Here is a 16,494-nt window from a genome sequence, read left to right on the forward strand (position 1 = left end):
AATCAAAATGATTTTATTATCTACTCGTAAGAAGGCTTTATATATGTATGTTAAAAATTTTATGTTCAAATTATTTAATGTATTTTTAGGTGTTATTGCGGTTGGTATTTGTGATTATGGAATCAATAACATGAATATTCATGCAAGCATTCCAGCAACTTATTATAATGAATCTCAGTTAAAACAGTTAGGTTTTAATCAAGAAAACGAGATTCCTAAAAGATTCTGGGGTAATTGGTATAATGCTGAAAAAGATGAGCATGGTGCAGTTAATTCAAAGCACGTTCCTTTTATTATCCTAAAATCCATAATAAATAACCATATGATAAAGCGAGTTACTTTGGGTGATGTTTATAATACTAAACATTCTTTGAAATACTTAAAACTAAACCACAGAAATGATGATTATAATTTTGGCTTAAGAATCAATAGAAAAATGATTAATGCTCGCATCCTAATTGGTAATAAATACAAAAATGTAAAAGTATTACCTGTATATGAAGGTCGAGAATATGGTTTATGGTATTTATCAGTTAAGCATAATCGCTTAAGTCTAAGTGATGCTATTCCCAATAAAAATACTAAACATAATTTAAATTTGCCAAATAAAACTACTATGACTACTTGGTACTACCGTAATGTTAATACCGCAAAAAAGCATTATCGTATATATTAAAAAATAAGCTAGCGATTTTTTACAAATCACTAGCTTATTTTTTAACTAATTATTCTTTTGTAGTTTCATTGTCAGCATCTGATGATTCATCATCTTTATCATCATTTGATTCTTCTGCTTCATTTGAAACTTTAGCAACTGTTGATACTCTAGAATCTTCATCAATTTTAATTAAATGAACCCCTAAAGTAGCACGACCAGTTTGTGAAACATCAGCCATATTAAATCTGATCATTACACCTTTGTCAGTAACTAACATAATATCTTCATCGCCAGTAACAGTGGTCAAACCAGCTAATGGACCATTCTTTTCGGTCACGTTAACTGTCTTGATACCTTTTCCACCACGACCCTTGATTTGATATTCAGAAGCGGGGGTTTGTTTTCCATAACCCTTTTCTGAAATAACAAAGACATTGTCATCTGGATTTAAGACATCCGCACCAACAACATAATCATTTTCTCTTAAACGAATTCCACGAACTCCAGTCGCAGAACGTCCCATTGAACGAACATCAGAAACCTTAAAGCTAACACAGTATCCTAAATGAGTACCAATAATAATGTTTTGATCTGCATTCACAGTAGAAACACGCATTAATTCATCTTTGTCTTTTAAATGAATTGCTTTTAGACCATTGCTACGGATATTCTTAAATTCATCAACTGAAGTGCGTTTTACAGTACCTTGAAGAGTTGTGAAGAATAAGTCTTTATCATCATAATTTTCATTTTCACTAATAGTAATAACTGCTTGAACTTTTTCGGCATTTTCGATACCTAATAAATTAATAATAGGAAGTCCCTTCGCAGAACGACCATATTCAGGAATTTCATATCCCTTCATACGATAAACTTTACCTTGATTAGTGAAGAATAATAAGGTGTGATGAGTCGTTGTTGAAACTAAATGTTCGATGAAGTCATCATCATGAACTCCCATTCCTTGAACTCCACGACCACCACGGTTTTGGCTCTTGAATTCTGAAGTTGCAGTGCGCTTAATATATCCATTATGAGTTAAAGTAATCATAATATTTTCTTCAGCAATAAGATCTTCATCTTCAATACTTAGTACTTCACCAACACGTAATTCAGTCTTACGGTCATCACCGAATTTATGTTGAATTTCCATTAATTCTTCATAAATGATTTCATTGATTTTTTCACGACTAGCAAGGATTTCTTTATAATGACTAATACTCTTTAATAGTTCATCATGTTCACTAGCAATTTTATCACGTTCTAGTCCGGTTAAACGAACTAAACGCATATCTAAAATGGCTTGTGATTGCTTATCCGATAAATCAAATTCATCCATTAATTGCTTTTTAGCAACTGCTGAAGTTTGTGATTCACGAATAATTGTAATTACGCGATCAATATTATCTAAAGCAGTAATTAAACCGGCTAAAATGTGAGCACGATTTTCAGCTTTTCTTAATTCATATTCAGTACGACGTTTAATAACGCTAACTTGATGTTCTAAATAGTATTGAAGAATTTCTTTTAAGCTCAAAATTCTTGGAGTACCATCCACAATTGCTAGCATATTAAAGCTAAAACTTGTTTGCATTAAAGTCATTTTGTATAAATTATTCAATACAACTTGAGCTGAAGCATCACGTTTAACATCAATGACAATCCGCATACCTTCACGGTCAGATTCATCATTAACATCTGAAATTCCATCAATTCTTTTATCGCGAACTAAATCAGCGATACGTTCAATTAGTTTAGCTTTATTAGTCATATATGGAATTTCGGTTGCAATAATACGTTGTTTACCGTTTTTATTTTCTTCAATATCAGTTTTAGCACGTAAAATAATACTACCCTTACCAGTTTCGTAAGCTTTTCTGATACCAGATTTACCTAATACAACTCCACCAGTAGGAAAGTCAGGCCCAGGTAATGCTTCCATTAAATCAGCAGTTGTTGCATCTGGATTTTCCATTAAAATATGCAATGCTGAAATAACTTCACTTAAATTATGTGGTGGAATATTAGTAGCCATTCCAACCGCAATTCCTGAAGCACCATTAACTAATAAATTAGGAAATCTTGAAGGTAGAACTTCTGGTTCACGTTCACTACCATCAAAGTTATCTTGGAAATCAACAGTATCCTTATTGATATCACGTAACATTTCCATTCCCATTTTAGGGCCATACGTACCATTGATCCGTAAACGGCACTGTCTCCATGGGGATGATACTTACCTAAAGTATCCCCAACAACCCTAGCTGATTTACGGAAAGGTTTTTCTGGAGTCAACCCTAGTTCACGCATATCATATAAAATTCTTCTATGAACTGGTTTCATACCATCTCTAACATCAGGTAAGGCACGTGCAACGATAACACTCATTGCATAGTCTAAAAATGATGTTTTCATTTTTTCAGATAAGTCCACATTTTCAATGCGATGACTTGATAAATCTTCATTATTGGCCAATGTTTTTGCCTCCATTCATGGTCGTTGTAACATAATGTTTCATGTGAAACATTTTAACTAAACATCCAAGTTTTCAACGAATGTTGCATTTTCTTCAATGAATTTACGACGTGGTTCTACTTTGTTACCCATTAACATATTGAATACCCCAGCTGCATTTTCAGCATCTTTAGTTTCAACCCTTTGTAAACGACGATTTTCAGGGTTCATAGTAGTATCCCATAGTTGTTCAGCATCCATTTCACCAAGACCTTTATAACGAGAAATACTTGGCTTAGGTGATGCTGGTAATTCAGCTTTCCATCTGTCTAGTTCTTCATCATTAGCAACATATCTAATCATCTTACCTTGTTGTAAACGATACAAAGGTGGTTGAGCAATATATACATATCCAGCATCAAGTAATGGACGCATATAGTTATAAACTAATGTTAATAGCAATGCTTGAATATGGGCACCATCAACATCGGCATCAGTCATGATAATTAACTTGTGATAATGAACATTATTAATGTCAAAGTCTTTGCCAAAACCAGTTCCCATGGCAGTAAACATTGATCTAATTTCTTCATTAGCTAAAATCTTATCCATTGTTGCCTTTTGCACATTTAAAATTTTACCTCTGATTGGCAAAATAGCTTGTGTTAAACGAGAACGACCTTGTTTAGCTGATCCTCCGGCAGAATCACCTTCGACAATGAATAATTCTGAAATATCTGGATCTTTACTAGTATTATTAGCTAATTTACCAGGAAGACTACTGATTTCTAAACCAGATTTCTTTCTAGTTACTTCACGAGCACGCTTTGCAGCAGCACGAACTCTAGATGCTAATGAACCCTTATCAACGATTTGTCTACCTAATTTAGGATTTTCCATTAAGAATTTAGAGAATCGTTCTGAAAAGATATGATCAGTAGCAGTTCTAGCATCAGAGTTACCTAATTTAGTCTTAGTTTGTCCTTCAAATTGAGGATCAGGATGCTTAACACTAACAACCGCAGTTAAGCCTTCACGTACATCAGGACCGGTTAAATTATCATCTTTTTCTTTTAATAAGTTATTTTTTCTTGCATAATCATTAACTGCACGAGTTAAAGCACGTTTGAAACCTTCTTCATGGGTTCCACCCTCAATAGTATGAATATTATTGGTGAAAGTTCTAAGTTCACTATGATAATCATCAGTGTATTGCAAAGCAACTTCAACTGAAATTCCGTTTTCCTTACCTTCAACATAGATAGGTTCTGGGAAAATTGGTTCTTTATCCTTGTCGATGAATTCAACATAATGTTTGATTCCACCTTCATATAGGAAATTTTCTTCAGTTGGCTCTGCTGGACGATTATCACGAAGTGAAATTTTTAGGCCTTTATTTAAGAAAGCTAATTCACGAATACGAGCAGTTAAAGTTTTAACATTATAAGTAGTTGTTTCTGTAAAAATATCTGGATCAGGTGTGAAATGAACTTTAGTTCCGTGATTGTCAGGATCATCGTTACCAATAAATTTCATTGGAGTTTTAACATGTCCTCTAGAAAAATCCATATAGTATTTTTTACCATCACGAGTAACCGTTACATCTAGTTCATTTGATAATGCATTTACTACTGATGCACCAACACCATGTAAACCACCAGAAACTTTGTATCCGCCACCACCGAACTTACCTCCGGCATGTAGGATAGTGAAAACAGTTTCCAATGCGGGTTTTCCAGTCTTCTTTTGAATATCAACTGGAATTCCACGACCATCATCAACAACGGTAATACTATTGTCTTTTTCAATAGTTACATGAATTGAATCTGCAAAACCTGCTAATGCTTCATCAATTCCGTTATCAATAATTTCCCAAACTAAATGGTGTAGTCCTTGCACACTAGTTGATCCTATGTACATCCCTGGACGTTTACGAACGGCTTCTAGGCCTTCTAGAACTTGAATTTGACTGGCATCATATTCATCAGTCTTTCTTCTTTGTTCTGCTTTTTCCTTATCAGTCAACTTTATTCCTCCTAAAAAGAAATCACTTTTCTTCTGAGACGGTTCCACTTTCAATATTAAAAATCTTAGGATCTGAAATTAATTCGCGAGCAATCCCACTTAAACTAGTGGTTGTTAAGAAAGTTTGAACTTTATCTTGAATCGACTTTAATAGATGTGTTTGCCGATCATCGTCCAGTTCAGATAACACATCATCCAATAATAAAATAGGATATTCATGCGTTTCTTCCTTCATTAAATCAATCTCTGCTAACTTAACTGAAAGGGCTGAAGTTCTTTGTTGTCCTTGCGAACCAAAAGTAGAAACGTCTTTTTTATTGATGATAAATTGCAAATCATCACGATGTGGGCCATATAAACTATTGCCTTGCCTAATCTCTTTATCACGATTATTAGTATATAAATTAAGCAATCCGTCATAAATATTGTCAATGTCAGTTAATTGCTTTTTCTTCAAAGCACAAACATATTTAAACTGCAATTTTTCTTTATCTTGCGAAATTTCAGCATGAATATTTGATGCCCATCCTTCTAATTTTTTCAACAAATCAATGCGTTGAAAAATAATCTTAGAACCATAAGCAGCCAATTGATCAGATAAAACCTCTAAGTATAAATGATCACTAGCTTCTTTCATCTGTAATTTTTTTAGATAGTTATTACGTTGTTTTAAAATTTTTCTATACTGTGCATTGTCATAAAGATATTGATTACTCATCTGACCAAATTCCATATCCATAAAACGACGACGTACACTTGGTGATCCTTTTACAATTGATAAATCTTCTGGAGCAAATAAAATAACATTTAATTCACCTACATAAGATGAAAGCTTTGCTTGTTCCAAATGATTTACCTTGGCACGTTTTCCTTTTTTGCCTAAATCAATTTCTAACTTGGTATCGCCTAAATGTTTAGCAACATTGCCATAAATTTGAGCAGCATCCGATTGCCACTCAATTAAATCACGATTATTAACAGTACGATGACTACGTGTTAATGCTAAAACATAAATAGCTTCTAACATATTGGTCTTACCTTGTGCATTGTTACCAAGTAATACATTAATTCCCGGTGAAAACTGCATGTTAACGTCATCATAGTTGCGAAAATGGTGTAATGTTATTTCTTTTAATTTCATAGATTTAGCCTACTTTTTACGAATAAAAAATAATCCTACATCTACTACTTCAACATTATCACCATCATATAATTTTTTACCACGACGATTTTCAGGTTCATCATTCAACATAACCTGATTATCCTTCAAATACCATTTTGCTTGTCCACCGGAAGAAACAACGTCTTCTTCCTTAAGCAATTGGCCTAAAGTAATATATTCAGTACTGATGAAAACACTTTTCTTCAAAACTTCACCCACCTTTTCCTTACTTCTTTTATTATACCCTTTTGAAAGGTAAAAGTATAGATAATGAGCTCTTTTAGGCCTTTCTAGCCATTTTATATTATATAAGTGTTTTTTGACCTTATAAGAATAAAATCGCTCATAATGCCATAAAATGAATTAAGCATGTAAATCAATATATACAAAAATAAGCATTTGGCATTAAATCCAAATGCTTATTTTATTAAGTAAAATTATTTACCGACTTTACTTACATAAGTCTTATCACTAGTTATATATTTACCATTACCGACATAGAAACGAGTAATTCCATTATATTTAACAACTTTTTGAACTTTAAAAATGTCGTTTTTATGAAGTTTTTTAACAACATTATCGTTGTCAAAGTATTTATTGGTATGAATACTTACACCAGATGGTTTAATTACTCTAAATTTCTTAAAATTGGTCTGATAATATAAGTTAGCAACATAATCAGGACGTACAGTTACATAGCCATTGCGAACGCGATATCTTGGTAATCCAGTCTTAGAATAATCCAATCCCAAAACCTTAAAGATATGTGCATCATATCTTGGAGCTTTCTTGTATTCATGAATTCTATTTTTATGACTGAACTTCACATTTCTATGAGTAAACAAAGTTCTTAAATTATAAATATATCTTGGAGTATCACGTTTTTCTTCACGTCTATATGCCTGCAAGTATGCCTTTACATATTCCTTTGAATGTTTATTGTCAAAATCCTTTGGAATCTTATGATTCTTTTTAGCATTTTCAATGCCTTGTTTGATTCCTAAATTATTTTGATGACGTTCTTCTTGTTTATATGCTTGCTTATATGCATAACTATAAATCGCACCTTTATTACTTAAATCATGCTTAGAATTATCAAATACAGCTTCAGCAGCTTTCTTACCAGCTTCATAACCATCGAATCCTTTAATATAAGCTTTATTATGATCAGAAGTTAGTTTTTTACCTAATTCAGCTGCTCTAATTCCTGCTAAGCCATGCTTACCAGCTTCATAACCTTGATTATAATAATGATTACCTGAAGCCCCATTGATAACATCTTTCAATGCTGCTTCAACTCCATCTTTTACATCTGCATATGCTTTGTCATATGCTTTTTTAGCAGCAACCGAGACAAATTTAGATTGATATGTCCCATTCAAGAAATTATTCAAAATTGCTGAATTAAATACAGGTTTTGGATTAACTTTTGGTGGTTGTTGTGGAGTTATTGTTGGTGCTGGAATATCTTTTTGCCCTTGCTGATATGCATTACTATATGCAGCAATATAATCAACTAATTGAGCATCACTATCATTAGAGTCTGGTTTAGCACTACCACCATTAAGTCCATTTTGATAACCTTGATAGCCACCATTATAAACATCAAGATATGTGCGCTGCATTGCTGGGCTAACATTGCTAGGAACAGTAATCTTAGTAGGATCTAACTTACCATCGGAGCCTAAATTCTTACCATTTTTGGCATCATTAACTGAGTTATTAATTGCTAATTTTGCAACTTGGTAACTAGCATTGGCAACTGGATCACTTGGTGCTGGTTTATTAGTAGCAGCAGCTTGTACCCCTGCCATTGAACTATTAGCTAATTGAATTCCTGCATTGTACTCATTACTTCCTGCATACTCATTAGAGAATGACTTTGGAGAAACAACGGAATTATATCCATTCTTAACCGCCTGATTTCCTTGTGCATATAGAATACTCTTTACATCGTCATTTGAATAAGGATTACTGATATTACCATTAGGATTCTTCAAAGCATCATTTTGACCATTTTGCTTAGCAGCTTGATCATTATCAAATGACTTACCATAGACATATTGATACAAAGGACTTTGTGATAAAACATCGGTCTTATTATCACTCTTAACATCATCATTAAATGCTTGAGCAGCAGCTTGATATGAGTCCACATAAACAACTTTAGCATTATTACTAATATTATCAGGTACTTTGATATTATTTAAATCTAATTGATGCTTAGTAGCATCAACCGATACTTGCTTCATGGCAGCTAAAGTTGCTTGATAACCATCATTAGAAATCTTATTTTCAGGAGCTTTAGCATCACCATTAGCGGCTGACTGAGCACCATTCAAGATTTGTTTCCCTAAGCTAGCTCCCGCTTGATATTCAGCAGTTTTCTTTTCTTCAGCTGTGGACTTATCATTCTTAGGTTGAATAATTGAATTATATCCATTTTGGGTATCATTGATTCCTTGATTATACAAAGTACTTTCAGCCTTTTGACTTTCACTATAAGGGCTATTAGGTGTTAATCCACTATTAGGATTGTTTAATGTTGCATTGCTCCCATTCGACTTAGCAGCTTGATCAACATTATAAGCCATGCTATATGCAGCTTGATATGAAGATGGTTGGTTAGCATTGTTAGAAGGTGACTTGCCTGCTTTAACATCTTGGAATGCTTGAGCAGCAGCTTGATAACCTTGTTCAGCATTAGGATCTGTTATTGTCGTTCCTTGGGCATTTTTAATTGGATTTGCATTTGGCATTGGATTATCCAATCCCTGTGCAGCTTGATAACCAGCACTAGCTTGCTTAGCCATTGCTAAACCTGCTTTGTATGCATCGCTATCATTATTAGTTGGTTGAGCATTGCTATCATTAATGCCGATTGCATAACCCTTTTGATAATCAAAGCCATTGTTTTGAGCATTAGAGTCAACATCTTTACTACCATTCTTTGAACTAACAGCAGCTTTGATTTTATCTGGATTATTTAAATTATCACCATTAACTTGGTTAAAGAAATCATTACTACCAGCAACTCGATCTTTTTGAATTTGATTATATGATTGATTGTAAGCAGTTTGATAAGCGCTAGACTTACTCAAATCATTATGATACTTGTCATTAGCACTTGCACCGTCATTTAATCCAGCTTTAGCACCCTCATAGGCATCATCATCAACAACTGGTTGTTTATTATTATTAATATTATCTTTAGCAGCTTGAAGTATCTTTTGAGATTCAGGTAATTTATCATAAGCAACTTGGTTTGCATAACCCCGATTAAAAGCATTATTATCCTGTGTATTATTAGAACCACTAGTACCTTTCTTATTAGCTCCAGTATCTCCATCAGTAATTGCTTGACCAGCTCCATTATTCTTTTGGGCACTAGCTTCAGCATATGCCTTAGAATATGCTGCTTGATATGCTGTAGGATTATTAGATTTCATGTTATTAGTAGGATTAAATGAAGTCCCCTTTAATGCATCTTGATATCCTTGAACAGCACCATTATAGTTAGCATCACCATTTTGAGTAGCATTGGCATTAGCTTTAGCATTATTGTAACTACTAATAGCATTTTGTCCGTCTTTATAAGCAGTTTTCTCTCCAGGAGTTAAATTAGTTGGAACTTCTGAACTTGGATTATCAAAACCATTGTCATATGATTTTTGATTATTGTAACCTTGATTATATAGTGCGTTGCCACTAGGTGATAAACTATCCCCATTTAATTTATCATCTAAATATTGTTGAGCTCCCTTAGTAGCCTCACCTTGCGCTTGAGCTTTGGCACTCTTATATGCAAGTGAATTAGTATTTAAACCATCCGGAGCATTCTTACCAGTATTGGCACCCGCTTGAGCTCCCCAATAAGCTTCATATCCATCAGGGTTGGTGCTTTTATCTGGAGCTGTTGCATCGCCATTTTGTGCTGCTTGATATCCAGATTGATATTCTTTAGATGCAATTTGACCAGTCTGAGATGCCAAACTATTGTTATTAGCTTGCCCATAATAAGCTGCTTGAGCATCTTTCACACCTTGTGCATAATTTTTATCATATGGTTTGGATGAACTATTAATTTTAGCTTCATTATTAGCATCGTCTGTGGCTGTTCCATTAACAAAATCATCAGCACCTCTTTGTTGTGCTCCTTGATTAAATGAATGGGTATAAATTGGATTATTAGGTTGATCATATTGACCACTTCCATTGTTACCACCATTATAGCCATTTTTAGAAGCTTGATATGCATCTTTATATGCTTGACTATTAACAATTTCAGCCGGTACCGCAGAATGATCACTAGTACCACGATCTTTAGCATCAATAATACCGTTCTTGGCACCTACACTTTCAGCACGCGCAATTTCATAAACTGGGGAATCAGGATTTGGTTTGTCAGTGGTATTCAATCCATCAATTAATCCATTAATTGCATCAGTGTATCCTGGTTCATTACGCTTAGATGCATCGGGATGAGTCAAACCATTATTATAATAATCTTTAATCGCATCATTATAGCCAGTAGCAAACTGTTGAGCTTTTTCATAACCAGCTTTTTCGTTAGGTGTCATCTTACTAATCATATCAGCCGTTGGAGCAGGATCATTCTTCAATCCTTCACCATAACCTTTTTGATAAGTATCATATGCTTGTTGATAAACAGCTTGATTAGCCGGTGTTAAATTGCTATCCGAAACTGGTTTACCAGCATTAAACGTATTAATGGCATCAGCATTAGCATCTTTAGCATCAGATAATGCTTGATTGTATGCTAATTTATAACTAGCAGTTCCTGCATCAGCTTGACCTAATGGTTGTATTGAAGAAATATCATTACCACCATTAGTACCATTATTGCTTTGAACTTTAGCAATTGCATCGTTTACACCATCAGCAGTAGTTTGTTGGCTACTGTTACCACTTGGTTGAGCATTTTGCTCTGCTTGATGGAAATCAGATTGGGCAGCTTTACCAACTGCTAAGGCTCTTTGATACTCTAGTGTTTGTTTGTCATCGGCAGATGCAGTGCTGGCATTATTTGGATCCACACCGTCTTGATAACCATCTTTGGCATTATTAAAACCAGTTGTGTAATTAGTATTAGCTGAATCGGTATTTTGATTACCAGCTAAGAAATCATTAGCACCTTTAGCCTTTTGCCCCAGAACATTTCCATCATTGTAAGCTCTAGATAACTCTCCATTATTGGTATGGGTGTTTTTATCAGATTTTTGCAGTCCATCATTATAACCATTCATCAATGCATTATATCCATCGGCATATGCCCCATGATTGCTGGCATTAGCATCAGTTACTTGATCAGCAGTAATGGTTGCTTTGTTTTGACCATCATTATTTTGGTTAATACTCTTTTCTGCATCTGTTTTACCTAATTCTTGAGATTTAGCAACATCATAAAACAATGCGGCACCATCATTAGAAGTAGGTCTAGTCTTACTAGTATCACTATCAGCAGATTTCAAACCATCAATAGTTGCATTATAAACGTTAGCGTCTGCACCCGTATATGGAGTTTTAATATTATTTGGATAATCAGCAACTGCTTGATCATAAGCTTGCTTTCCAATTTGAGCAGCTTTAATTCCAGCTAATTCATTAGCATTAGTTGCAGTTGCATCAGGATTATTTAATCCCTCATTAAATCCAGTCTGTGCTTTACTATAAGCATCGTTATAGGTACTCTTTTCTGCATTACTAAAACTACTATCATTGGCTGGTTGACCAGCTAAGAAATTATTTTGGCCAACAATGTTAGTTTGTTCAATGCTATTAATAGCAGTATTATATGCTTTCACATAATCAGCTGATTTCCCATTGCTAGTTGAAACATCAATGTTGGTTGCATCATGGTTATTACCATTATAATGTTGAATTGCATCTGCTACCGCTTGATATGCAGTTTTAGATTGATTGCTTAATTGGCTACCACTAAGATTATCAGTTGATTTAGGATTAGTTTTACTTTCGGCCAATTGATAACCTGCTGCAGCACCTTGACCATCACTATATCCCATATCATATCCAATTGTGCTTTTAGTAGTAACTCTTTGTGGTTTATTATTAGCACCCGAAACGGCGTCTTGATAACCTTGTTGAGCACCACTGTAACCATTGTCATAGTATTCTTGCTTAGTTGCATCCCCTACTGATGAGTTCTTAGCTTTGCCATCAGTAAAGTCTTGGGCTCCTTGTTTTTGGGCTGGTGTCGTTTCATCAGTTGTAGCTTGTTCATAGCCTTTTATAAAGGAATTAGGTAAGAACGTATCACTATTAGAATTAGGTGCGTTCGCAATAAGATCATCCGGACTTAAGTTAGGATGTTGAGAAAAGTATTGATAACCTGCTTTAGCACTGTCATATGAATCTTGATATTGACCTATATTAGCATTATAAGTTCCAATGTTTTGTTGTTTAACATTGTCGTTACCATTTTGTGCATCAGTAATTGCATCTGAATTAGCCTGATTAACATTTGCTAAGCTTTGGTTGTTTACATAAGTCTGGCCAGATCCATCAACAACACTATAAAATGCCGGAGTGCCATCTGGGTTGTTCACTAAAACTAAGTTCACTTGACTAATTCCATAATTTAAAGTAACTCCAAATGTATTGCTACCAGTTGTGTTCTTTAAATCATAACTAAATGGAACTAATTTATTCCCGTCAGAGAAACCAATGGATTGGTTATAATATTTTCCAGTAAAATCATCCTTAACTGAATTAGCAGTGTCTGAGATTAATGAACTATATGCTGGCACTGAAGAAAGATTAGCACTTGATCCCTGTGAATACCCAGCATAGATATTATTAGCAGCTGTGTTGTAATCATAAACTTTCGCATAACCACTAATAATAGTTCCACCATTACCATCTGAATTAGTTGCAATATTCCCAGCAAAATCAACGGTAGGTACACTTCTCAAATTCAATACATCATTGCTGGCCAAGGTCTCAGTGCTAGGAGTGCTAGTATTTTTATTTTGACCATTAGTATAATTGTAATTAATTGCACCATTGGAATTACTGTTAACATTTAATGTATAGTACCAGTTGTTTGGATCAGAACCCTTACCATTATCAAATTGAACACTTTTGGCAACAATTTGTCCGGTAACAAACGTACTATTTTGATTATTGGTATTTTGTAATTGAACTCCATTTTCCCCAATATCATCAACATTAATTGAACCACAAATTAATTTTTCTGCTTCATTAGTACCGCTTAAGTTCTTAACAATTAAATTGCCACGATTATAAATATTAACACTACCAGAACCCAAGTATAATAATCCATAGTTTAATGAATTATTAGAAGGATTATTATTTAAGTATTTACCAGATTGAATATTGAGTAGCCCACTATTATAAACATTCACACTGCCACTTTCAACATCCATCAAACATGAATCGCCTTCAACATTGTCATTGCCTACGGGTGATTGAATATTAATTCGACCACCATCAACATTAATGTTACCTTCTGAATAAATACCCATGGCTCCATACTTAGAATTATTTTCCAAAATAGGCACAATATCCAAATCGGCACCTTGATTAACATTCAAAGTTCCTGAAGATGACTTAATTACAACTCCATCAGAATCACTATCATAAATAGATTCACCACCACCACCAGTTCCACTGGCAGCTCTTACAACTAAATTAGAATTTTTACCTAAAGTAACAGTTCCACTATCAATTAGAGTAGCGTCACCGCCATCACCTTTGGCTGTATCACCAAAGTAATTAGCACCAGGAGCAAGCGTCATACTAGCAATTTCCAAATCTTCTTGACCATTATTACCAGAGTTACCTTCAGTAGCAACGTTAATACTATATGGAGAATTATAATACTGAACTAAATGAGAATTAGTATTCCCTTGAAAAGAAGTATTATTATTAGAAGCACTCAATAATTGAGCACCAACATAGTTAATATTGTTGAATGAAATATTAGCTTCATTATTGAAGGTAAATGGGCCATAGTAATTAGCTCCATAAATCGTCCTAAAGTTCTCAACCATTAATGATTGATTATTATTTTCCTGAGATTTCAAGTTATATTCGATTGATTGCGCATCATAAATATGATTTTGACCATTAATATTTAGATTAGAAGTATAAAGTTTCAAATCAAGTTCTGAATAATTACCCAAATCACCGTTATTAATATCGTTGGTAATATTTATAGTATTAATAGCATTAGCAGAATTATTAGCTTCATTGTAAGTTCCATTATCTTCATAAAGAATATTATAAAGATGAGTGGCATTGTCTGCAAAAGCCACTCCTTGTTGAGTTTGTTGTGCTACATCATTATATCCAGTTTGATAATATGATGAATTGCTCCCCGTATAATTTTGTACTTGTTGAAATGGAGATGATCCACTACCTGCAAATTGTTGTTGAATTGCATCATTAGCACCCTGATAAGCTTGATCATAAGCATTTGTTGAGTCAGCATTAGGATTATATGAAGTGGCAACTCGATTATTATGACCATTCCATTTACCAGTTTCAGCATCACTTGCACCTTGTTTAGCTAAGAAATAATTAATACCATAAGTATATTGTGCCGATTGGTTATTAGTAGTGTTTACCTTTTTCGCATCAATAAAACCACTATTAGGAACACCGGTAACACTAGTATTGTTGGCATTGTTATAAGTTGCATCTAAATAATTATCAAAAGCAGTAACATTGTTGCCCGCAGTAGTTGGATCATTATCTCCTGAATAATTACCATTTTGATAATCAGTAGCACCACTTTGTTCATGCGCTCTTATATAATCCTTATAACTTTGTTGATAACTTGTATTAGTTCCTTCGTTTGTGACATCATTTACATATTGTCCATGTGCTGCGATTACACCTTGAAAGGCTTGGTTATAAGCCTCATCATGCCCCGTGGTTAATTGAGGAGTTCCACCAGATTCGATTTGTGTCCATGCATCATTCGCACCTAATGTACCTTGATAAGTGTCATCATTCAAAGTGTCATTTAAATCCTTTGCAGCAGTGACAACACTGACACTATTTTGAGCAATGGTAGCACTAGCTTGCGATATTGCTGAAGAAGCTGTGCTAACTGCACCAGAATTTTCAGTCGCAGCGGTATATTCACTAACATCATAAGATGATTTCACTGCGATGCTATTCTGGCTAGGTGTTGCACTATTCCCACCAAAATCGCTAGAATTATTAATCGAATTCCAATCGGCTTGAATTGATCCATTAGCAGTTTCAATTGATGAACTGTTAGGAGTCAAGCTAGATTGTGCATTAGATGCCTTTTGATAGGCACCACTAATATTAGTATAATCATTATTGATTTTATTATAGTCATCAGTTCTACCTGTAGATCCTAGTGAATTATTAATTACATTGGCACTACTTGCCAAAGAATATTCATTACTCAATGAATTAAAATCATTATTAGCATTAGATACATTTCCGGATGCATTTTGGCTAGCACTATTGGCAGAACTAGCTAAACTGAATCCATTGCTTTGGGTTACCGCATCACTAGCAGCATTTACTGTATCGGTATTGGCACTAGATGCACTAGCTTGATCATTACTTGCACTAGTAGCCTCAGCAGATGTATTTTGTTGTGGACTACGACTGGCAGCTGATTTTACATACCCATTAACTGATGCAGAATTGGTAGCAATTGTGTTAACTCCACTATTTGCTACACTACTATCTTTTTGAACTTGCTCGCCCGAACCTTTGAAATCACCCTGAGCTATTGAAGAAGCGGTACTAGAAGCACCACTAGCAGTTTGAGAATTACCATTGATTGCACCACTAGCTGAATTTACCGTACTAGTAGATTGTGAATCAGTCGATGGTGTTGTTTGTTTTCTTGTTGTATTCTGTGCACTTGTTGTTGGATCAGCATGAACCGTTACATCATTCATACTGACACCATAAAAAGCCGAAGTTCCTAAAAATGCTAAAGTAGCAACTGATGCTACTACCCATTCCTTCTTTACTTTTTTCAGAACTTTTTTATCATTGACTTTTCTAAATTGATTTTTATTATACTGCAATTCAATAACACTCCATTCTATATGAAATCTTTATTAAATGCTTATGGCTCGGCGCAAAACTTTCCTATAATGGCATTTATAGCTATTAGAATATGCCAGTCGATAAGTAT

Annotated in this window: 5 protein-coding genes and 1 pseudogene; 1 reads left to right on the forward strand and 5 read right to left on the reverse strand. The window is 34.2% G+C overall.

The window, feature by feature from the left end:
- Nucleotides 1-43: 43 nt before the first annotated feature.
- Nucleotides 44-676 (forward strand): hypothetical protein, encoded by a 633-nt coding sequence (locus tag C7N71_RS06830; RefSeq protein ID WP_105988358.1) that lies wholly within the window; start codon nucleotides 44-46, stop codon nucleotides 674-676.
- 49 nt (nucleotides 677-725) lie between these two features.
- On the opposite strand, the pseudogene gyrA reads toward C7N71_RS06830, so the two are convergent.
- From gyrA to C7N71_RS06855, 5 genes and pseudogenes are all read right to left on the reverse strand, one after another.
- Nucleotides 726-3,046: pseudogene (gene gyrA / locus C7N71_RS06835) on the reverse strand (DNA gyrase subunit A).
- 144 nt (nucleotides 3,047-3,190) lie between these two features.
- The gene (gene gyrB, locus C7N71_RS06840; protein ID WP_105988359.1) at nucleotides 3,191-5,137 is read right to left on the reverse strand and encodes a DNA topoisomerase (ATP-hydrolyzing) subunit B; all 1,947 of its coding nucleotides are present in this window, start codon (nucleotides 5,135-5,137) and stop codon (nucleotides 3,191-3,193) included.
- 22 nt (nucleotides 5,138-5,159) lie between these two features.
- Nucleotides 5,160-6,278, reverse strand: coding sequence for a DNA replication/repair protein RecF (gene recF / locus C7N71_RS06845; RefSeq protein WP_105988360.1), 1,119 nt, complete (start codon nucleotides 6,276-6,278; stop codon nucleotides 5,160-5,162).
- Nucleotides 6,279-6,287: 9 nt separating this feature from the next.
- Nucleotides 6,288-6,506, reverse strand: a complete 219-nt coding sequence (gene yaaA, locus C7N71_RS06850; RefSeq protein ID WP_167387724.1) for a S4 domain-containing protein YaaA — start codon at nucleotides 6,504-6,506, stop codon at nucleotides 6,288-6,290.
- 230 nt (nucleotides 6,507-6,736) lie between these two features.
- Nucleotides 6,737-16,384, reverse strand: a complete 9,648-nt coding sequence (locus tag C7N71_RS06855; protein WP_105988362.1) for a DUF5776 domain-containing protein — start codon at nucleotides 16,382-16,384, stop codon at nucleotides 6,737-6,739.
- Nucleotides 16,385-16,494 lie beyond the last annotated feature (110 nt).

The sequence above is a fragment of the Apilactobacillus timberlakei genome, from assembly GCF_002993965.1.
GTDB classification, from domain to species: Bacteria; Bacillota; Bacilli; order Lactobacillales; family Lactobacillaceae; genus Apilactobacillus; species Apilactobacillus timberlakei.